The sequence below is a fragment of the Nocardiopsis sp. LOL_012 genome (assembly GCF_048060475.1).
Taxonomy (GTDB): Bacteria; Actinomycetota; Actinomycetes; order Streptosporangiales; family Streptosporangiaceae; genus Nocardiopsis.
In genome coordinates this window covers 103940-125299 of sequence record NZ_JBHMIV010000014.1, presented here as the reverse complement: position 1 = coordinate 125299, position 21360 = coordinate 103940, and the positions used below count along the sequence as shown (strand labels likewise).

General features: G+C 65.5%; 17 protein-coding genes. 6 read left to right on the top strand and 11 right to left on the bottom strand.

The features are described from left to right. Positions 1-752: 752 nt before the first annotated feature. Genes ACFHWE_RS11640 through ACFHWE_RS11630 form a run of 3 tightly spaced genes read left to right on the top strand, consistent with a single transcriptional unit; the run spans position 753 to position 2586 of the window. On the top strand, positions 753-1106 hold the full coding sequence (locus tag ACFHWE_RS11640; RefSeq protein ID WP_416601035.1) for a helix-turn-helix domain-containing protein: 354 nt from the start codon (positions 753-755) through the stop codon (positions 1104-1106). After that, entirely contained in the window at positions 1103-1975 is an 873-nt protein-coding gene (locus tag ACFHWE_RS11635) for an ImmA/IrrE family metallo-endopeptidase (protein ID WP_416601034.1), read from the top strand. The genes ACFHWE_RS11640 and ACFHWE_RS11635 overlap by 4 nt, the downstream gene beginning before the upstream one ends. Further along, positions 1972-2586: a hypothetical protein gene (locus ACFHWE_RS11630; protein ID WP_416601033.1), complete on the top strand. Its 615-nt coding sequence runs from the start codon at positions 1972-1974 to the stop codon at positions 2584-2586. The genes ACFHWE_RS11635 and ACFHWE_RS11630 overlap by 4 nt, the downstream gene beginning before the upstream one ends. An 869-nt stretch (positions 2587-3455) precedes the next feature. Here ACFHWE_RS11630 and ACFHWE_RS11625 read toward each other — a convergent pair. Further along, positions 3456-4616: a tyrosine-type recombinase/integrase gene (locus ACFHWE_RS11625; protein WP_416601031.1), complete on the bottom strand. Its 1161-nt coding sequence runs from the start codon at positions 4614-4616 to the stop codon at positions 3456-3458. A gap of 908 nt (positions 4617-5524) precedes the next feature. On the opposite strand from ACFHWE_RS11625, the gene ACFHWE_RS11620 reads away from it, so the two are divergent. Next, entirely contained in the window at positions 5525-7852 is a 2328-nt protein-coding gene (locus tag ACFHWE_RS11620; RefSeq protein ID WP_416601029.1) for an ATP-binding protein, read from the top strand. Positions 7853-7929: 77 nt separating this feature from the next. On the opposite strand, the gene ACFHWE_RS11615 is transcribed toward ACFHWE_RS11620, so the two are convergent. The 10 genes from ACFHWE_RS11615 to ACFHWE_RS11570 all read right to left on the bottom strand — a co-directional run bounded on the left by ACFHWE_RS11615 (position 7930) and on the right by ACFHWE_RS11570 (position 20486). Beyond that, positions 7930-9681 carry an ATP-binding protein gene (locus ACFHWE_RS11615; RefSeq protein ID WP_416601026.1) on the bottom strand — a complete coding sequence of 584 codons (1752 nt, stop codon included), beginning with the start codon at positions 9679-9681 and terminating at the stop codon, positions 7930-7932. A 126-nt stretch (positions 9682-9807) separates the two neighbouring features. Beyond that, on the bottom strand, positions 9808-10983 hold the full coding sequence (locus tag ACFHWE_RS11610) for a DUF3322 domain-containing protein (protein ID WP_416601025.1): 1176 nt from the start codon (positions 10981-10983) through the stop codon (positions 9808-9810). Next, positions 10970-14326: an ATP-binding protein gene (locus ACFHWE_RS11605; protein ID WP_416601024.1), complete on the bottom strand. Its 3357-nt coding sequence runs from the start codon at positions 14324-14326 to the stop codon at positions 10970-10972. Before ACFHWE_RS11605 ends, ACFHWE_RS11610 begins: the two co-directional genes overlap by 14 nt. Next, positions 14323-14922 carry a DUF4194 domain-containing protein gene (locus ACFHWE_RS11600; RefSeq protein WP_416601023.1) on the bottom strand — a complete coding sequence of 200 codons (600 nt, stop codon included), beginning with the start codon at positions 14920-14922 and terminating at the stop codon, positions 14323-14325. The genes ACFHWE_RS11605 and ACFHWE_RS11600 overlap by 4 nt, the downstream gene beginning before the upstream one ends. Before the next feature lie 4 nt (positions 14923-14926). Next, positions 14927-16390 (bottom strand): DUF3375 domain-containing protein, encoded by a 1464-nt coding sequence (locus ACFHWE_RS11595; RefSeq protein WP_416601021.1) that lies wholly within the window; start codon positions 16388-16390, stop codon positions 14927-14929. Between the two features lie 246 nt (positions 16391-16636). Continuing rightward, positions 16637-17785 carry a helix-turn-helix domain-containing protein gene (locus ACFHWE_RS11590; protein ID WP_416601019.1) on the bottom strand — a complete coding sequence of 383 codons (1149 nt, stop codon included), beginning with the start codon at positions 17783-17785 and terminating at the stop codon, positions 16637-16639. 49 nt (positions 17786-17834) lie between these two features. After that, positions 17835-18479 carry a hypothetical protein gene (locus ACFHWE_RS11585; protein WP_416601018.1) on the bottom strand — a complete coding sequence of 215 codons (645 nt, stop codon included), beginning with the start codon at positions 18477-18479 and terminating at the stop codon, positions 17835-17837. 1422 nt (positions 18480-19901) lie between these two features. Then, positions 19902-20030 carry a hypothetical protein gene (locus tag ACFHWE_RS11580; RefSeq protein WP_416601017.1) on the bottom strand — a complete coding sequence of 43 codons (129 nt, stop codon included), beginning with the start codon at positions 20028-20030 and terminating at the stop codon, positions 19902-19904. Then, the gene (locus tag ACFHWE_RS11575; RefSeq protein WP_416601016.1) at positions 20027-20308 is read right to left on the bottom strand and encodes a hypothetical protein; all 282 of its coding nucleotides are present in this window, start codon (positions 20306-20308) and stop codon (positions 20027-20029) included. The genes ACFHWE_RS11580 and ACFHWE_RS11575 overlap by 4 nt, the downstream gene beginning before the upstream one ends. A 22-nt stretch (positions 20309-20330) precedes the next feature. Then, entirely contained in the window at positions 20331-20486 is a 156-nt protein-coding gene (locus tag ACFHWE_RS11570; RefSeq protein WP_416601015.1) for a hypothetical protein, read from the bottom strand. Positions 20487-20534: 48 nt separating this feature from the next. Here ACFHWE_RS11570 and ACFHWE_RS11565 point away from each other — a divergent pair, with 48 nt between their 5' ends. Further along, entirely contained in the window at positions 20535-20900 is a 366-nt protein-coding gene (locus tag ACFHWE_RS11565) for an ArsR/SmtB family transcription factor (protein ID WP_416601013.1), read from the top strand. Beyond that, positions 20897-21340 (top strand): SRPBCC family protein, encoded by a 444-nt coding sequence (locus tag ACFHWE_RS11560; RefSeq protein ID WP_416601012.1) that lies wholly within the window; start codon positions 20897-20899, stop codon positions 21338-21340. The genes ACFHWE_RS11565 and ACFHWE_RS11560 overlap by 4 nt, the downstream gene beginning before the upstream one ends. Positions 21341-21360: the final 20 nt, after the last annotated feature.

Genomic DNA, 21360 nt, shown 5'->3' with positions numbered 1-21360 from the left:
GAAGGCGCCACCGCTGTTGGAACTCATCGATAGGTGCTCTCGTCAGACACCGACATAGCCAGGCCTGCCCGTCTGCGGGTTCCGGCACCAGCAGCGCCTGAAGACATGGCCTCGCATAACCGCCTCCTCGTTCAGAATCCCGTGTGGGGCGAGAGGACCGTCCTCTCCCCTGAGAAGAAACAAGGACGACGGCTCCCTGCCGCGTGACAGGTGGACCCCCGAAATCGCGCACCGCACCCGGGTCAAGGGCGCGAAGGGCACGCACACAGCACGCACCGCCCCCCACCGCCCATCAGCCGCCAGTAGGCGTCCCGCCAGAACCGACACCGGCGATGTCGGCGCTCCGCGATCGACCGGTCGACACGCAGAGATCCGAGAACAGACCACCGAGCACCGTGGCCTGAGAATCTGAAGAGCTCAGCACGAGACAGACGTCTCGTTGGGCGAGGATACCTGCAAGGTCCGCTGCGGGCATGCACTCGACAACCTGGCGGCGTTGCAGCTATGCCCGGGTGTCCTTGGGCCGGATGGGTCAGGGCACGCCGGTGGGTGTCGTATGAGGCGCTCACCCGCCCGCTGGACGTGATCGGGCCGCCGTGAACAGCACGAACAGCACAGCTTGCCAAGAATGAAACGGCCCTGGGGCCGTGGAGGTTCCGGCTTTCGGGCGCTGGCGCTGTACAGGGCGTACGGCTATACTTGAATCACATTGACGAACACTGATTCAGCCTGGTGGGGTGGTGACGATGGCCATGGCGGACGTCGGAGCGCGGATCGAGCGCGCCCGCGCCGCGGCGGGTCTGAGCCAGCGCGCCCTCGCTGACACCACAGGTATCTCGCAGTCCACCCTGTCGCGGATCATCTCCGGGGACCGGGTGGCGAAGATGCCGGAGCTCGTGGCGATCGCGTGGGAGACCGGGCACACACTCGCCCAACTCACCGGAACCGGCGCGGTGTCCGAGCGCGTACAGTGCGCGGCCCGGGCCACCAACGGCTCGGACATGGGCGGCATGCGCCAGACGCTGCTGGACTTCCTGGAACTGGACGCCTACCTGGACGACCAGGCCATCCCCGCCACAATCCGAGACGGGGCCGGAGAACGGTGAGCGCTGAAGCCGAAGGCCGCTCCGCCGCCGAACGTTTCCGCGAAAAGCAGCACCTGGGCGTACAGCCCCTGGGCGACCTCGTGGCGACCATCGAGCAGGCCACCGGGATCGACGTGGCCGTGCTCGACGCCGACCGGAACGAACACGGCCTGACCATGCGGGACCCGCAGCGCGGCGCCGTGTTCATCGGCGTCGCGCGCACCCGCCGTCCGATGCGCCAGCGCAGCACGCTCGCCCACGAACTCGGCCACGTCCTGTTCGGTGACGTGGCAGGCGGTGCTGCGGGCACCTGGAGCGACCGGTCCCCGGAGGAGATCCGAGCCGACGCCTTCGCCCGGCACCTGCTCATCCCGGCCGAGGGTCTGCACGGGTTCCTCGACGAGCGGCGAGGGCCGCTGACCCAGTCCGCGCTCTCCGACGTCGTGCAGCGCTTCCTGGTCTCACCGGCGATCGCCGCGATCGCGCTGGGCCAGGCGGGATACATCGACGCCGCCACCAAACAGGAATGGGTGGCACTCACCGCTCCGCGGTTGGCCACCCGGTTCGGCTGGAGCGACCAGTACCGCGCCTTGCAGGACGAATCCGATCAACGCAGAGCGCCGCAACGGCTCCTCGCCCGAGCCATCAGCGCCTACGCGGAAGGGGTGCTGTCCGTGCAGGCCATCGCCACCCTCCGCGGCATCACCCGCCAGGAGGCCGAAGCGGAACTGCGGGAAGCGGGTGTGGTGCCGGCCGAACGACCGTTGGCGTGGGCCGACCCCACCGAACTGCCAGACGCGGACGTGGACCTCACGGCTTTGGACACGGCCCTCGACGGGCCCGATCACGACACGGAATCCCCTGACGTGACAACGCGAGGGAACGGATGAGCCACCGGCCGATCATCGACGCCGGTCCCGGCCTGAACTTCCTCTCCATCAACCAGGAACGTCTCCTCATCCGTGTCCTGGGAAAGCTGAGTGCCCCCGAGACCGTGCAGAGCGAGGTCTTCGACAAATCCCGACAGGATGAGCGCTTCCGTGCCGCCGCGCGTATCTGGCGCAAGCTGACCCCCAACTGGATGCAGATCCTGTCCGACGACCAGACCCCCGAACTCGCGGCCGTCGTTCAGCGCATCACCCACCAACCCATGGCCGAACGGCTCAAGCGCCCCAAGGACCTGGGCGAGACGATGGTCATCGCGCACGCGGTCGTCGCCGCCGAAGCGGGCCAAGAGGTGATCGTGCTCATCGACGACGGGCAGGGAGCACGGACCGCCGCCTCGGAGATCAACCGCCTCGAACGGCTCCGTCGCAGCGGGCATCCGGTGGGGTCGATCACCCTGGCCAGCACGCTGACCATCCTGGAGCGCGCGGCACAGAAGCAGTACGTCGCGGGTAAGGCGGACATGCGCCAGCTCTACCGGTGGCTGCGCGAACTGGATGACGGGCTCCCGCCGATCGAGACGACCAGACTGCTGTCGCCCGACCTCTGGTCCTGAACAACGCTGTTCTTGTTCGTGAAGTGACACCCAGATCACCCAAAGATCAGCCGTGGACATGCGGGCCGTCATTGGACCAGGGCGTACCAGAATGGTCCAAGTCCTCTCCCCGCGTGTTTCGGGTGTACAAGCCTGACCACATCCAGGAGCGGACCATCAGTCGCGTGGACCACGGAGAACCACAGTGGCGCCCGACACGAGAACCAGCAGAAATCCTCATTCGAAGAAATTTCGTTGCCCGAGTTCACGCCGCATTCACATATAAACTCCCTCCCATTCCCCGGGGGGCGCAAGAGGCGTACCGCCCCGTGAGCCCCTTGACCGCCCTAGCAGCACTTCAGAGGGGGAGCGTCCGATCCGTAGCCAGATGGTCCCCAACACCTATACGAGCAGTTCCGTTCGTGTTCGTTCGCGGCTTGCCCGAGGGGTGAACCACCTGCTCAACCCCTACTGCCAGGACCGGCCCCGGTTGGCACTCCCACTGAGCAGCTTCCGTTACCAGAGACTTGATCGGCACCGCAACGTCGACTACTCTGAGTGCCCACGGAGGCGTCGCCCGCATCAATGCGGTCAGCCGTCCATCAAGAGACCGCCACCCTGGCACACCGGAATTGCAAACCGTTCGGCATGTGGCACCACGAGCCGAACCGGGGCCGTGCACGGAACGCTGATTTTCCAGGGGAAACGGCATCCAGCGGCACAGGAAAACATGCCCTGGTATTCAATTATCGGGCTGCTAATGCGGTTGAGCGGCAACGCTCTCCGGGGTTCAAATCCCCGATCCTCCGCGCTCTGACCTGGGGTCTTCCGAATCACGGAAGGCCCCAGGTCTTCTTTTTCAGGGACACCGCACGCACAGGGCACGCACGTCAGGCACCCTCGGCCCCGCCCACGGACCCCTCCGGCCCGCACACAGGCTCCTCGTCATCGTCGCCGTCGAGGTAACGCGCCGTAGCCTCCGCCGCCGCATGCTCCATCGGCGGCAGCACACTCCCGTAGACGTCACTGGTGAAGCTCGGCCTGGCGTGCCCCAGCGTCCTGCTGATCACCTCGATACTGACACCCGCCGCACGGCCCAGCGTGGCCGACTCGTGCCTGAGCCCCTGCAACGTCACCGGCGGAAGACCCGACCTGCGCACCAGATCGGCCGTCTTCCAGGTGACACTGTCAGGCCGCAGCGGCCTCCCCAGCTCCGTGGTGAAGACCAAGCCGTGCTCCTCCCACGCCGCTCCCGCCGCCACACGCTCCCGGGCCTGCCGGTCACGCCACTCCTTCAGCGCCTCGACGGTCACCGGGTCCAGGTCGATGTAGCGATACCCCGCCTCGCTCTTGGGGGCATCCGTCCCACCCTCGCCACACGAGGCCTCACGGATCAGGAGGAAGGCGTTCTCCAGATCCACGTCCGGCCACGCCAAACCCAGCAGCTCCCCCCTGCGGGGACCGCCCACCATCACCAGCCGGTACAGCGCGAAGAGCTGCTCCGAGGCCGCGAAGCGGAGGAACTCCCGCGCCTGCCGCGCGGTCCACACCATGACCGCGGACGGCTTACGGCCCGTCTCCTTCCACACCCGCACCCGTTCGTCGGTCCACACCAGGGGACGCTGCCTGACCACCCGCGGCAGACGCAGATGGTCCACCGGGCTGCGCTCCAGGTACCCGCACGCGACCGCGCGGTTCAAAGCACTGCCCGCATGCGCCATGACCGTCCTGACCCGCGAAGGCGACAGCGGCCTGCTGGACCGCCTGCGCGCGTGCCCCTCCCCCGTACTCTCCCGGCAGGCCCGCGCCGCGATCAGGCGCCGCAGCAGCTCACTGGGCCGCTCCTCGTCACGGTTGATCCTCCCAAGTTCGGCGATGAGCTGGTTGAAGTGGCTCCCGGCCAGCTCTGCCAGCTTGAGGTGCCCCCACGCCGGCACCAGGTACAGGTCCCGCGACTCCTCGTACGACCTCCTCGTGGACGCCTTCAGATCGGGCTTGCCCTGGAGCCACTCGCCGTTCAGGTAGTCGGCGAAGGTGAGCGTGGTGTCCACGGTGTATCCCCCAACGCCCTGCCCGGCGAGGGTGACCGCCAACCGCCGCTCCGCCTGGCCCCGCGTCGGAAAGGGACCGTGCTGCACCTGGCGGCGTGACCGCCCGTCGGCGGGCGGTCGCGCCGATCCGGAACCAGTAGCCGCCGTGCCGGTGGTCCCTGAGCCTGGGGCATCCGCCCTTGCGGTAGGGCCTGCCCGTCTTCGGGTCCCGGCACCAGCAGCGCCTGAAGACATGGCCTCGCATGACCGCCTCCTCGTTCAGAATCCCGTGTAGGGACGGGGGATCTCCCCCGTATGAAGAACGAAGGACGATGGGCTGCCGACACGTGACTACGGTCCTGACAGCACGCACCCGGCACGCACGCGAGGCGGGGTTCCCGAGCCGAACGGAAAGGTCACACCTGACCTCTACAGTGGATTCCGATTGTCTTCTCTGTCGCCGCTCTCCCTCTGCGGTGGCCGGTCAGGAGGGATCCCATGCACGCCGACGAGGTCCAGCCAGGAGTCCGACTGACGGGACCGGCCCTGGGGATGGCGACGGTCGTGGCCGTCACTCCGATCGGTGATGCTCTGCAGGTCACGGTCCGCGACGATTCCGGGCATCTGTCGGACCGGATGCTGTTTCCCGAAGACCTCACCACGCTGAGTCTTGAGGCCCCGAAGTCACGGTGGTCGTTCGATGCTGACCCGGGTCAGTTCCGCCTCGCCTCGGAGGCGCTGCGCATGCGGCACGCGGGTCTGTCGGATCCGATGCTCGCCGTGGAGACGAGTGGTCAAGGAGGACGGCACCGAAGTACGCACCCTTTGGGGGGGAGCTGGCCTGGCAGATCGGTGGGCGCGAGGCCTTCGACCGCATCGCCAGGGCCGACGCGTCGGGAACCGACCCAGGTGACGCACTGGACGCGATCGTGCGTGAGACCGTGGCGAGCGGCCAGAGTGTGCTCATCCTGATCGATGAATGGGTGGCCTACGCACGCCAGCTGCTGGGGCGCAACGACCTTCCCGGAGGATCCTTCGACACCCAGCACACCTTCGCCCAGCATCTGACCGAGCTGGCCAAGTCCACCCCGGGCGTCATGCTCATCGTCTCCATCCCCGCTTCCGACTCGCTGGACAACGGCGGCGGCGGATCGGCGTTGGAGGTCGGCGGCCCCAACGGACACACCGCGCTCAACGCCCTTCAGCAGATCATCGGGCGCAACGCCGACGACTGGCGCCCGGCCAACAGCGCCGAGTCCTTCGAGATCGTGCGGCGGCGTCTGTTCGAAGAGCCTGATGCCACCGTCCTGGCCGATATCGCCGCGGTGGCCAAGCAGTACGTGAAGTACTACCAGGAGAACACGGGCTTCTTCCCCCGCGAGACCACGGCGGGTGAGTACGAGCAGCGCATCCGTGCCGCGTATCCGATCCACCCGGAACTCTTCGGCCGTCTCTACGAGGACTGGTCGACGCTGCCGAAGTTCCAGCGGACCCGAGGCGTCCTGCGGTTGATGAGCGTGGTCATCAACGCGCTGTGGATCGCCCAGGATGACGCGCCGCTCATCACCCCTGGGGCGGTTCCCCTCGACGACACCCAGGTCTTCAGCGAGATCACCAAGTATCTCGACGACAACTGGAAGCCCGTGGTCGACAAGGACGTCGACGGTGTGGGCTCCACCCCCGTCCAGATCGACCGCGACCGTCCGTCCTTCGGGCAGAGGGCCCTCACCCGGCGCATCGCCCGTTCGGTCTTCGTCGCGACCGTCCCGACCCTGCGCTCCGCACACAAGGGCGTGGACATCCAACGGCTCCGTCTGGGCACCGCGGTCCCCGGAGACGTCATCAACCACATCGGGGACGCCCGTACCCTGCTGGGGCAGCGCGCGACCTACTTCTATGAGGACGGCGACCGCTCCTGGTACGACCTGGCGGCTTCGGTCTCCCGTGTCGCGGCGGATCGAGCCGCCGGCTACAGCGAAGCGGACGTCCATGCCACGATCGTTGAACGGCTCAAGGCCTCGGGCAAGGCGGGTAAGGCGGCCTTCAGCAGCGTGCATGCCGCCACCCTGGACACCGGGGACGTGCCCGACACCGAAGTGCTGAAGCTCGTCGTCCTCCACCCGAAGTACACCTGGGGCAAGGAAGCGTCCACGGCCGCGGACTTCGCCGAGCGTCTTCTGCGGGAGTCCGGCAAAGGGCAGCGGCAGCGTCGCAACATGCTGGTCATCGTGGCGGCCGACCGCGACATCTACCCTGAGCTCGAAGGGATGGTGCGGGAGTACAAAGCATGGAGATCCATCGCCGACGAAGCCGAGGAACTCGAGCTCAGCCCCCAGCAGCGCAAGCAGGCTGTGGGCCGCGCCAAGCAGCTCGACGCGGCCGTCGACGACCGCGTCGACACCGCCTTCACCGCCACCCTGGTTCCGACCGAACAGCCTGGCCAGAGGTCAACGCTCGCCTTCACTCGTATCGCCAAGGACGGAGGCTCCCTCGCCGAACGTGTCACCGCCGCTCTCAAAGCCAAGGGATCGATCACCCCTGTCCTGGGCGCCGCGCTCGTTCGCATGGCCCTCGACACAGCTCTCGTCAACGCCTGGAACAAGGGCCACGTGCGGTTCGGTGACCTCTGGTCCTGGTACACGCAGTACCCGTACCTCAAGCGCCTGCCCACCCGTCAGGTCCTCGAGCAGGCCGTGCTGAACGCCGCCGATATCCTCCTCTGGCAGCAGGAAGCCTTCGCCCTCGCCGACGGGTACGACGAAGCCACCGGCCGATACGTCAGCCTCTGGATTCCGGGTGACAAGCCCGAGCCCACCTTCGTCACCGACGACACGCTCCTCGTCCAGCCCGCGCAGGCCGCCGCCCAGCGCGCGCAGGACGCTGCTGCGTCGCCCAACGAGCAGGCCGCTCCGGAGACCAGCGGTGAGGGAAGTGCCGAGGCTAGCGCCTCCTCGACGGCAGGCGCTGGCGCGGGCGACTCGGTTGGCGCATCCCAGGCGCAGGCTCAGCCGGTCACGGAGGTCAAGCGCAGGTTCTGGGGCACCAAGGAGCTCAACGCCGCACGTCCCGCCAATGACTTCGCCGTCATTCAGCAGGAAGTCCTCGAACACCTCAAGGCCGCAGGCGACGTCGAGCTCCATGTCCGCATCGAAATCGAGGCGTCGACCCACGGTGGGTTCAACGAACAGCAGATCCGTACCGTCCAGGAGAACGCCACCCAACTGAAGTTCGAGGGCAGCGGTTTCGAAGAGAAGTAACCAGGCCCCCGGTGACGTGAGTCAGTGAGGGCAGGCAGCGAAGCGCCATGTCGGTGTCCGTTGCCTGCCCTCACTCCTCACTCCCCCAGACGCTGTTGGCCGGTCCGCCGGTAGCGGATCTCGTTGCGGTTCTTCCCCAAGCTTTCCACGAGACCGTTCTTCCTCAGTCTGCTCAGCCACCGCAGAACCGTCTTCTGGGGAAGACCCGTCCCCGCCTCGATCTGCGCACGGCTCAAGGTGTCGTCCCCCAAAGCACGGAGGATCTCGTCCGTACGGTCCTTCCGTCGTTGCCCTCGGGGTTCCGCCTGGGCGAACGTCGGCTTCTTATCGGTATCGAGGTCGGGGTGAAGCATGTAGCGCGACGACCGCCGCACCCCCTCCTGTACCGCGAGCTCACGTGCCACCAGGTCCTGCAGCTCGCTCGTCGCCACACGCGAGTCCACCCCTGTCGCGGCCCGGTAGCGCGGGTTCGTGAGCGCTTCCCCGGACTTCAACAGGGCCAAGCCGATGCACTGGCTGTCCGTCAGACCACGCTCGTCCAGAGCGTTGATCCACTCGACCGTGTCCCCGTCGAGCAGCGTGTGGTTGGGGAAGACGACCCTGAACGAGGTCAGCCGGTCGGCGAAGTCCGGAGGTCCCATGTGAGCCGCGCGCAGGGCCTGCAGCATCTCCTGGATCCCTGATCCGCGCTTCTCGCAGACGCTCTGCCCCGTACCGGGGACAGACACGTCCTGCAGGATGTCCATCAGGACAGAGTTCCGCGCGGAGGTCGGAGGGTTGTCCTGGAGGTTGTCGACGGTCACCGCGCCGAAGAGGCCTCCCGGGTTCTGAATGACCAGACGATCGGGGTACATCGACACCTGGACCTGGGTTCCCCGAGAGTGGCCGGTCAGGTCACGGTGGACCAGGGCGTTGACGAGGGCTTCCCGCAGAGCCACCTCCGGATATTCCCAGACGTCCGTTCGGCCGACGCCCTGGATGACGGCGCGGCGCCTCATGTTGCGCTTGAGCGCCTGGATGGCGTCCCGGACGATGACGGGGATCGGCCCTTCGAGAGCCACGTTGTCCAGGAACCGCTCACCGGTCCGCAGTGATCCGCCCGTGGTCTCCGGGTAGTGGACGAAGCTCATCATGAGCTGGGGGAAGTGCTCCTGGGGATACTCGCCGAGCGCGAGAAGCCCGCCCAGTGACAGCACTTCCCGGCCGCTGTCGTCCTCGACCAGGACCCGCATGCGCTTGAGGACCTCGTGCTCCGGCATCTCCGCGTACCGATATGGCCGGCGATCACGCAGATGGGAGAGGAACATGCCGGTCAGGTGTTCGTCCAGGTCCTCGACCGACGTTCCGGGCACCGGCTCGATGTCCTCTTTGGGCTGCCCCTTGGAGGCCATCAGCGCGAGGATCTCGAACTGCGTCATGCGACGGTCACCGTCGCCGACACGAAGGAAGCTGCCCTGATAGGCGCCCATCGACTTGAGGTAGCAGGGCTTGTGCGCGGGAAGGGTCTCGGGGATCTCCGCGACGATCAGATCGACCGACTCGAACGTGTGGGTTCTGATCACGGCCCGGATCGGCGGTTCGAACTCCGAACAACACGACCCGAGGTCCGCGACGAGCTTGGCCGCGTTCTTCACGCCTACGGCCTCGAACCCGCTCTTCTCGTCCAGGCCGAGGATCAGCACGCCGCCCTTGGTGTTGGCGAAGGCCGACAGCGTCTCGTGTGTGCTCTTCGGGAGTTTGTCCTGGGACCTCTTGACCTCGACGTCGGCGAGGTCGCCGCCGTAACGCCGTAGGTCCCCCACCAAGGCCTGGAGCTCGTCATCGTGCACGTTTTGAGCCTACTGAACTCCACCACAGGTTGCTCACTAGGTTGCTCACTAGGTTGCTCACTTCGTTTGAGTGAGCAACCTAGTGAGCAACCTACGGATCATCTTGCCCCCTACGAAACGTCCGGGTCACCCTGTGCCCCCTCGGAAACAGTCAAGAGCTGCGGCGAGGTGAGAGAACCGGACACGCTCCTGCTCAAGTCGGATCGCCCTCCCCCACCGTCCGGTGGCGAGACCCGCGTAGACGTCAGCCTCCTTCCTGGTCAGATGTTCCAGGCCGGCATTGGTTGGGCTGGGCTCATCGCTCCAATGGGTGCGGTGATCGAGCAGGGTGTCCTCGTCCATGAGCATCGACACTGCCCGTGGCAGATGAGCGCGCAGACGGTTGAGGATGGCGAACCCATGTGTGTCGACATCCCCCCAGTAGACGACGTCGAGACCCACCAGGTCGGTGATCCGCGCTGCGACCGCGACTGCGTACCCGCCGCCGAGGACGACGATGGACCGCCGACAGGGCGGGAAGGCAAGGAAGGTGATCTCGTTCTCAACGATGAACACCGTCTCGACGTCCTGGGGCAGGCGGAACTCATCGGCACGGACCGACAGTTCGGTGTAGCCGTCCATCAGGGACCCGTCGAGCCCCCGGAAGCGCACATAGTCCGGTTTGGTGCGGAACCCGTAGCGGGCGGCGAAGGACGAGACGGGCCGTGCCGTGTCGACGCGCTCGACCGGCAGCACGAGATCGAGTAGATCCGCCAGGGTCCCGCGGTGGGACTCGATGAACTTGGTGTCGACACCGGGGACATCGATCTGGCGGAGGTACAACTGCCTCGTGTCAGGGCGCTCCCGGATCCACCGAACGGCGGCCAGGATCTCGGTCCAGTGCTCGGCCAGTTCCAGTGCCCGCATCGGATGGCGCTCCAGCCAGGGGACGAGCCGGGGGGCGAACGCACGGGTCTGGCTCAACACCTCCTGGAAACGTTCGGCGTCAGCAGTGGTACCCAAAAGCTCGCAGAGCCGGTCGAAAGTGTCGATCCACACACGCCGGGGCACCTCGTTGGAACCGAGGCGGCGGCCGCCGATGCGTGTGTACTCGACCCTCATCAAGGAGGGGTCGGTGTTCCGCCAACGCAGGGACCATTCCTGGACCTTGCCGAACGAGTACTCCAGGTCCGTTGCCTTGGGTCCTTTGAGGGAAACCTTCACCGGTTCGAAAGGGGTTCCACCGGCCAGTGCGGCCAACCACTGCCCCTTGGCCCAACGTTTGTGCAGTGCCGCGACGACGTCGTTCTCAGTGGTCCACACGTGTCCTCCCCGCCGCCTTACCTTCGCGGTACTCGTCGATCGTCAGGTTCTGCAGGCGCGAGTAGTTGCCCTGCGGGTTGTCCACGAATCCGACCGTGTCAACGTAGGAGGCGATGACCTCGATCTTCTCCAGAGGCGTGACCACAAGGAGTTGGAGGCCGAGACTGGTGAAGAGCTGCATCCCGAACCGAGAGGACTCCTCGGAACCGCGTCCGAACGCCTCGTCGATCATGACGAACCGAAACTTCCTGCGGGCATCGGTCGCATTGTCCAGCTGGTACTGGTAGGCCAGGGATGCCGCCAGAATGGTGTAGGCGAGCTTCTCCTTCTGCCCTCCGGACTTACCGTCAGAGTCGGTGTAGGACTCGTGTTCGGCGCCGGTGTCCCGTTCCCGCTCGCGGGCCAAGAACGTGTACCAGTTGCGGACGTCGGTCACGCGCTCACGCCACGCCTTGTCAATGCCTGTGTACCCTTCACGACCGCGCAGCCGGGAGATCACCTTGGATACCTGGGCGAACTTCTCCTCGGTGTAGCGTTCGTCGTCGTCCCCGGTCGCGTCCTCTGTGCAGTCCCGAAGCTGCTGCTTGAAATCGGCGATCTCGAGGTGTGTGGACGGCCTGGCTTCCAGTTGCACATAGCGTCCCGGGTTGAACTCCACCGGTTTGAGGGACCCGTTGATCACCTCGATCCTGTCGACGATCTTGTCGGCATGCCGGTGCAGCTGGGAGGCGAACGCTGCGATCTCACGGATCGTGTTGGTTCGCAGGTACTCCCGGAACTTCTCCTTGTGGCGCGGCAGGTCGTCCTTGATGAGGCGTTCCGCGAGCTTCCGGAACTCACCCCTGGCCTCGATCTTGTCGTCCATCTCGTCCCGGAACTCTCGCCAGAGCGTGAGGAACTCCCGCATCATGCCCGCTGCGTTGGCGATAGCCGAATTCTTCCCCCTGTTCGCCTTCTCGATGGCATGGGTCAGGATCTTGTCGGCGTGCTCACCCGCTCTCATACGGCCCCGAGAAGTGCTGACGTCGATGTTCGACACCTTCTCGGACAGCAGGCGCTCGACGGCGGTGACGGTCTCTCCGTCTGCTGTGGCCAGCCCTTCCGCCTCCACACGCTCGTCAGCCAGTTCCTTCTCTGTCCCCTCGATCCTGGATTCGAGGACGGCCAGTTTCCGGTCGTGTTCCCGCTCCAGTTCACTGACGGATCCGATCTCCTTGTCCAGCTCTTCCAGACGCCGGGTCAGCTCCTCCAAGGGGCCGGAGCGAGTCCGCAGCCTCGCGAGGCGCTCCTGGAGACGCTCGATCTCAAGCGCACAGGACCAGTGGTCGAGGCTGGCGAAGTCCTCGGTCACCTGGAGCTGTGCCAGCGTGTTCTCTCTGGAGGAGAGCTTTCCCCTGTCCCGCTTGAGCTGATCCTCGACAGTCTTGAGCTGTCCAAGGGCCTGCTGCGTCGACTCGGCGTCCTCGAGGAGCGCGTCGATCTTGTCCTTGGCGTCCCAACCGAGCACCCACCTGGTGCGATCGTCGATGGGTCGGGAGTCGTCCTTGGTGTGACGTCCGCCGGGCTCCTTGATCTGACCGTTGCATGTAACGGCCTTGGACGAACGCCGAAAGTCGTCAAGGTGCTCACAGCACTCGTGTCCGGCACGGTGCTGGAGCTCAGCCTCCAGCCACTCGGAGAAGTCCGAGGGCTTCAGCTCCAGCTTGTCGACCATGAGCGGCAGGTTCCGCCGAACGGCTTCCCGGCGACGAGGTGGAGCGTTGGTGACGTGATAGTAGGTCAGCCGCGCGCGCAGATGGTTCCGTTCAATCCAGGCGGATGCTTCCCGATACAGTTCGTCAGGTACCAAGATCGACGTGGCGAAGGCACCCAGCAGCCGTTCGGCAGCCGGACGCCACTCGGTGTGAGTTTCCCCGACCTGAATGAGCTCCCCCGCGAACGGGAGTACACCCTCCTCGACGCCACACTCTTCGGCGAGTGCCGCCCGGATCTTCTGAAGCCGGGACGGGATGTTGGTGTCCCGGTCCCGGAGACTGAGCAGTTCCCTGTTGATCGACTCAGCGGTGTCCTTGAGGGTCTGCCGCTGCGGGTAGAGATCGGCGAAGCGGTTGTCGATATCGGCGTGGGAGGCGCGGACCGCTTCCCACGCAGTCTCGATCTCAGTCAGACGCTCGACGAACTGAGCGGGGTCCTCCACAGGGCCGAGACCAGCCGCCTTCAGCCTCCTGGTGAACTCCTGGTGTCGCCTCGACCTTTCCTCCATCTCAGCGCCGAGCTTGTGGAGGTCATCCTCGAGGGCACTGAGCTGCTGTCCGCCGGACTGGTTGCGCCGACGCTCGGTCTCGTTCCGCTCGTCCCTCAACCGCTTCAGCCGTCCACGTTCCTGCTCCAACCGCGTTTCACGGCTCTTCCTGTCCGCACGCTGTTCCCTCAACCACTGTTCCAGCAACACAGTCCGCAAGGACGCCAGATAGGGGCGCAGCGCCTCACGCTGCCTCTCGACGCTCGCGATGTTCCTCGTGTGCCGGTCATAGTGGTCGAACTGCACCAGCAACGGCTTCAGGGCATCGATCTGTTCCTCGGCGCGGACGACGGCCTTGTGAGCTCGGTCAAGGTCGTCGAAATGGTTGATGATGTTGCTGATGGCATCAGATGTGTCGAACGGTTCCAGCATGTGTTCGCGAACGAACTCGTCGAGGCTGCCCACCGATTTCATGGACACCGTCTGATGGAACAGCTCCAGTGCCTGTTCAGAAGTGATACCGAGTTTGCGGCGCAGCTTCGTCCCGTAGGATGGGTAGCTGGTGAAGAGCTCGCAGCCGCTGTCCTGGCGCAGCCTCTTCTTCAGAGCTTTCATGTCGGTGCCGAAGCCGCTGAAGTCCTCAGTGACGGTCAGCTTCCTGTCAGAGACGGCGTAGAAGCGGTCGGGCTGTCCCTCCTGCTCTCCGGAGAACCAGAACACCGTCGCCAGGGATACCTGGGTGCCCAAGCTAGAGTTGGCGAACACCCCCAGGATCACCGAGTAGGCGCCGGGGCGACGCAACGCGACGGGCTTGGTTACGCCTGTGGCTTCGATGGTCTGGCGGCGGTGATGGCCGAGTACGTAGCTGCGCAGGTCGCGTTCGCGCCGATCGGCGCCAGCAGCTTTGTTGTAGGCGACTTTGTGCGGCGGCAGCAGCAGGGTGCACACTGCGTCGACCAGAGTGGACTTGCCCGATCCGATGTCCCCTGTCAGGAGGGCGTCCTGACACCCTGGGATGAGAGCCCACACCTTGTTGTGGAACGTGCCCCAGTTGAGGATCTCCAGTCGTTCCAGCCGGAACCCTTCGCGTGTGCCCTTCATCCCTGTTCCCCGTCCTTGACCACCTGCAAGTACTCGTCGAGCCGGGCCTCGAAGTCGGAGAGGGTCTGGGCGTCGACGAACGCCTTGAGGACCCGGCGCACCTCCCAGGTCTCGCTCTGGCTCTTGACCTTCCGCAGGAAGCCCAGTTCCTCCGCTTTGGCGATGTACTGGTCGATCCTGCCGACCAGACGAGTGTCATCGGATGTGTCGGGAAGAAAGTGTCGGACCATGTCGACGATCTGGGCCCGGGTGAGGATCAGTCGTGGCTGTGAACCGTCGGTGTCCGCCTCGGCCAAACGACGCCGAAGCAGCGCCAAGAGCAGGCTGACCGGGAGCGACAGACTGTGGCGGACCACCAGCCGAGGTGGCGGATCGATGCCTTCGGGAAAGTCGGAGTCGGACAGCGACCGCAGGAACGCATATCCCTCGTTCTCGTCGACCAACAGGCCAAGACCCATGACCTTGACATAGTCGGCGACGGCCGCCTGACGCCGCACGACCCGCTGCCACGCCTGTTCGTGCTGGTCTCGGTAGACCACGCCCTTCAACAGGGGAACCACGGCGTGGGAGAGTTCCAAAGTGTCTTCGTCTGGCACAGGGCTACTCCTCGGCCAAAGAGACGAACGTGCGGGCACGGGTGAAGACCACGACCGGGAGGTCGGCGGTACGTTCACGGTCGTGGTTCTCAACCCAGGTGACCGTGGCACGGCGCTGGGGGTCGAACACCACCTCGAACCGGGGGTCGAGCAACGAGAGGTATCCGACCAGCTCTGCCAGGCCCATCTCCAGACCGAAGCGGTCCACCACCGTCGTGAGACTCACCTGTTGAGCCGATCGCAGCAGCGACCAGACATTGCCAGCCAGCTGCCGCCGATCGACTCGGGATCGTGCGAACAGGGCACTCATGTCGATGTCGTCGTCGGCCAGTTGGACGGAGTCAGACTCGATAGGGGCTTTGTGGCGCCGCTTGTACATCGGACGCTCGAAGGGAAGCACCAGGGTCGGGGCAGGTGAGGCGATCTCCATCCCCGGGGCGTTGCCGATGTCCCCACGTAGGGAGATCGCGTGTTGTTCGATCCGTTTGGACAGCTCCACGACACGCCGGTTCTCCGCCCATGCCTGGTCGTCGAGGAACCGTCTCAGCTGGGAGGACAGACTGCGGACCGTTGCCTGAGTGTCCTCAGCGGCGTCAAGCCAGTCGTGGTTGATTCGCCGTAGGCGTGGGTCCGGGTCCGACACCGCCTCCAGTTCCTGGACCCGCCCCAGCAACTCGGTCAGCTCGTGTTGCCTGTTTGGGGACATCAGAAGGTCGTAGAACGCCTGGAAGCTGCGGCCCTGGTCGGAGTCGGCGATCGCGTCGCGGTCACCGACCAACTGGGCGACGAGATCGCCCTTGGCACTGTCCCATCGCGCGATGCGTTCGCGCAGCTCACGGTCCAGGTTGCGAAAGTTCTGTTTCACCGCACGAAAGTCCGAGAGCAGCTGCCGCGCTGTGTCGGACAACTGCTGGTACCGCTCCCGAACAGCAAGGTCATCCAAGACTTCGACCTGGCCACGTCGGGCGCGCTCGATCCGCTGCTCGAGAGCGATCCTTTCCCGCTGCAGGCGCTCCAAGTGCACCTCAGGGTCTTCCTCGGTGCCATGAACGAGCTCGCGGAGCAAGGTGAAGATCGAACTCAACCGGGAAGCGGTCCCGATGAACCCTCCGTTGTCCCGGAGGGAGTCGACCCACCGCAGCGCGCGTTCCACGGACGGAACCAGTTCGACGTGCGGAAGATCGCCTTGCTCCGGATAGAACTTCCTCAGCCATCCCCGATCGGGGTGTGTCCAGTCGTCCACGTAGGCCTTGGAAGCCTTCGGGTACCTCCGTTCGCCCAGTCTCTCGTTGAGCGCGTAGAGCTCGTCGTCGAGCAACTCGACGAGGCGCCCTGATTCGATGGTCCGGATGTTCTGTTCCACGAAGACCCTGTGGAGGAAAGTGATCACCATCGGCGCGGAGTCCGCGCGCAGTAATCGCCACCCCGGATCACGCTCCCGTAGGCGGTTCAACTCGTCGTAGTCCATCACTCCCCCAGACCCAGCACGCCTTGCGTCATTCGGAGCAGCCACAACCAGTAATGTCGCACACTCAAAAACGCGCACCCCTCAGGTGACCCGAATCTTCCCCCTTCGTCACATGACCCAGCGAAAAGACCGGCACCAATGCCAAGATACGCATTTCCATTGAGAGATACATCCCGGATCCTCGAAAGAACCGGGATGAAACAGTGCCGACGGGCGGTGAGCCGACGAATACCGCTGGTACGCGGGTCACCCGTGCGCTTGCGCGGCGTTCGACTCCTCTTGGGACGGTACGAGCCTGAGGACCGGCCGATAGTCCGGTACGCCCAGCAGCTCACGCACGCGCGCGGGCTTCCAGGCGAGCTCTGTGGCGAGCTCGTGCATACTCAGCCCGGCCGAGGACACAGCCAGATCGAATGCCTGGCTCAACAGGACCGGTTGTTCCCCCGGATAGCCACTGACCGGCTCTGAGGTGAATCCTGGCTGGTCCTTCAACTGGTTCAGTCGCTTATAGGCACGGCTGACCGTGGCGTCGGAGAGTAGCCCCAGTTCACGGCACCTGTAGATCAACGAGGAGACCGAAACACCCCACGTGCGTTGCACATCGGTGAGCCGCGCGAAGTCCACTCGGTTCGGCAAGAGGGGCTGGATGCTGTGTTTGGGTGTGAGGAACTCGGCGGCGAAGGCGTCCGCCTCCCTCTCCTGCTTCCGGTCACCGGGGGTCACGTCGGCATGCAGCACCAGATGCCCCAGCTCATGGGCCGCGGTGAATCGATGCCGGTACACGTCATCGGACCGGTTCGAGGTCAGGACCACCAGAGGCCGCGGCAGTCGACAAGTGGAGAAAGCGTCCACGGTCGCGTTCTCAGCATCCGTTCCCGGAGGGCTGACGACGACGATGCCTCGGGACTCCATCAACCGCACCAGGTGCTTCACCGGCCCAGTACCCAGTCCCCAGCGGCGGCGCAGCTCAGCGGCCGCGGCGGCCGGCTCTCCCGGTAGTTCGGTACCCGGATGGATCTCCCCCCCGCTGAAGCCCGGCAGGTCGACCAGGGGCAACTGGACGCGCTTTTCCAGCGCATGGGTGAGTTCCCAGATCTGACTGACGTAACTGACGGCCTGGTCGCGCTTGAAGCTGGATGTCTTGCGCAGACTGCGGAAGTGCGCCATGGACGCGTCGAGTTTGCCGTGGGGGCGGCCGACCAGGAAGAAAGTCTGGGGCACGTCCAAGGCCCTGGCGAGCCTGGGGATCAGGTCCGGCCGCGGGCGCGTGGTCCCTGTTTCGTACTGGCCCACGGCGGCAGGGCTGACACCGATGAGCTCGGCGACCTCCTTCTTGGTCATGGCTTTGAGCTGGCGTGCCTGGGTGAGCCGCGCGGAGTCGAAGGCGTCCGACACCGCTTGGGGAGTGGTGTTTCCGGGCTCAGTGCCCGGAAGTCTGGGTTGGTCAGTCCTCGTCATTGTCCTGGGACTTCGGTTCGTTCGTCTGGCGTTCGGTCATGGGTGCGATACCGAGCTGACGATCGCTAACCGAGCGCGCGGACAGCAGGACCTCGGGCAGGTCGCCACTGTCGAAGCGCTCCTGCGCACGAGGCTGATCGACGGACTCGAAAGGACGCGTCCCCGTGCGCTCATCCGCCGTCAGCAGCGGCAGCTCCTCGGGGCCACTCTTCCACTCCAGGCTTCCCTGGTCATCCACCAGGACCGCCTCACCCCACCACGCCTGCAGTAGACCGGACAGATTCATGGTGTAGGGGATCAGGACCAAGCGTGTGTCGTCAGGCAGATCCGCCAGCCCCGGGCGCAACGTCACCTCGTCCTCGGTTCGCACATCCAGCCCCTCAAGGCTCTCCTGTATCCATGAGGAAGCGCCCGCGAATGAGAACAGCTCCTTAACCACCTGGGACACGGTCGGCTTGGGCCACGTGCTCGAGGGCTCTGCTCGGTGGGTCGAGCCGTCATGGTAGGGGAACAGCAGAGCTCCCTGGACAACGACCAGCCGATAGAAGGCTCCCTTGGGCTGGACGGTGAAGGTGTCCGGGATCCCAAGCTCCATCACGTGGTCCAAGAGCCGGTCGAACTGGTTGGTCATACGTGCGGCACCTGCGGTGAAGCCATGCGTGGACCGTCCTACGGAGTGAGCTTCGTGAGCGGCGTCCTGGGTCTCGGCCAGGGAGCGACCGATGGCACCTTGTAGCTGCGGCGCGTACTCACCGAACCGGTCGGTGCTCCACGAGTAAGGGGGGATGCCCACGCCTCCACGCTCCTCTCACAGGACTTCAGTGACTACCGAAACCCTACACCTTTCACTTCAGTTTCGCGCAAGAAAATTTCACATCGCTTCGTTGGCGAGCAACGATCCCTCAGCACGGCCGTACGACTCTGAACAGGGCGGCTGCAGGCTCGGACCACGCAAGGACGGCCTACTCAGAAGGCACTACGTCAACGAGCAGCACGACTGGGGCGGTACCTGGCGTGCGAACAGTTGGGGACGGTTCACCAGGTCGTTCCTCCCCGTGAAGCACCACGACCAGCGCGGCGGTGGTCTGGTGGGCTCGACCCCTGTCAAGATCAGCCGTGCACGTGTGAACCATGTCTGGACCGGGGCGTACCAGAATGGTCCAAGTCCTCTCCCCGCGCGTTTCGCGCGTACAAGACCGTACGAGCCTGACCACACCCGGAACCAGCCACTCAGTCGCGTAGACCACGGCGGACCAAAGCGGCCCACGCCATGAGAGACGCCAGAAATCCTCACTCGAAGAACTTTCGACGGCCGAGTCCGCACCGCATTTAAACGTTCCCCCTTTCCATTTCCTGGAAAGGGCGCAAGAGACGTACCACCCTGTTTGCTCCCCCGGCCCCCAGCAGTACTTCGGAGAAAGAGCGTCTGATCCGTAGTCAGATGCTCTCGACAGCCGTACAAGCAGCTCGGAGCGAGTTCGCTCGCAGACCCCGAGGGGTGAGCGGCCAGCCTGCTCACTGCTGCCATCCTCGATCTTCGACCTCGACCCCAAGTGGGCAGCCTTTCACTACCAGACCCCCAACCCCTCAGCAATGTTGACTACTGAGCGTCAGTGAAATGCTGACCACATGCACGCGACCGGCGGACACTAGACCAATTTCGGTGCACCCTGGCACACTCGAAACACAAACCAGCTGGTACGTGGCATCACGAGGCGACATGTGGAATGCCATTCGACCGGAAGAAACGGCACGTCGCAGTATGGTGCGACACCATAAGATATTCAATTATCGGGCTGCTAATGCGCTTGAGCGGCAACGCTCTCCGGGGTTCAAATCCCCGATCCTCCGCGCTCCGACCTGGGGCTTCTCGCATCGCGAAAGCGAGAGAAGCCCCAGGTCTCTTCATGTTCGGGCCCAGACTGGCACGACCCTGGCACGAGACCGTCCCGAACCCCTCGGTCCCGCCTACGGCGACCTGCCCGTCGGCCTCCCGCCCACCGTGCCACCACCCGGGATCCCAGAACCATGCCTGGTCGGCTCCACGCATACGTCACAGAGCCCGGACCGTGATGACCAGCGGGGTCCGGAGTCCGTGCTGCGCACCGGCCTCGACCACGAACGCGACCAGCCACCCCAGGGCGTCCAAAGACCACTCGGCGACCGTTCCGTCGATACTCACCCGGTGGTGGCCGGGACCGTTCCACAGGTGGTCAGCGATACCGGGAACCACAGTCTGCGCGTCATCGTGTGCGCAGCACCGGTACCGGCGTCCTGTCCGGCGTCGTTCATGCCCCAGAGGCCGCCCGGGGTACCGGACGCGGCCTCGGTGAGCCAGGCCATGGCCGAGGACCGGGCGAGGAACAGGCTGTAGGCGTCGGAGCGGGCGGCGCCCGGTGTGTACCGGGGGTGCACCGCCAGTTCTCCGTGCAGTGCCGCCAACATCGTGTCCCCAGCCACGCCCGACCCCCTTCAAAGTGCCTCAGTACTGGCAGCAGATGTTCTCGGTGGTGGCGATGGGCTTGCTCAGGCCACCGATCACCCCGACCAGGTCCACGTCGATGACGCTACGCCACGAGGTCGGTTCGCCGTCGGTGCACGACGCGCCCGGAGGACGACGCCCCTTGACCGGCCCCATCCCTCAAACTAACGTGTAAGTACTTGCTTACGGTAAGAAGGTACTTACATGACAGCCCGGGACCGACTCAGCATGGAGTTCGCCGCGTTGGCGGACCCGACGCGCCGCGACATCTTGACGCGGCTCCGCGGCGGTTCCCTCACGGTGAGCGACCTGGCGGAGCACTACCCGGTGAGTAGGGCCGCCGTCTCCCAGCACCTGACGGTGCTGGAGAGGGCGGGGCTCGTGACACGGGACCGCAGAGGGCAGTGGACCGATTGCTCGCTCGCCCCCCTCTGCCTGGACGAGGCGGCGGCATGGATCGAGCGGCAGCGCGCCGACTGGACCGAGCGGTTCGACCGGCTCGACGAACACCTCAGCAACCGCCGCGAACGCGGCCGCGCAACCGACGACGGAGAAGGAGAGCAGCGATGATCGACACGTCCAAGGGCCTCATACTCGTCCGCACGTTCGACGCCACCCCCGAGGAGGTCTGGAAGGCCTGGACCGACCCCGGCTCCGCGGCGCAGTGGTGGCACCCGCGCGGCACCAGCACGCCCCGGGAGACCGTGGAGATGGACACGCGGGTGGGCGGCCGCTACACGTACACGATGGTCAACGACGCCACCGGCGAGAAGGTGGTCACCGGCGGCGTGTACCGCGAACTCGTGCCGTTCGAGCGCCTGGCCTTCACCTGGGGCCACCCGGACGGCGACCCGGACGACACCCCCGTCGTCACCGTCACCCTCGAACCGGTTTCCGAGGGCACGCGCATGACGTTCGACCTGCGCGGTGTCGAAGGGTTCGAGGGCGACGGGAGCTTCCACGACGGATGGGCGGAAGTACTCGACTCCCTCGGCGGGTTCGTCGGGTAGCGGGGACACCCCCGGCGGCG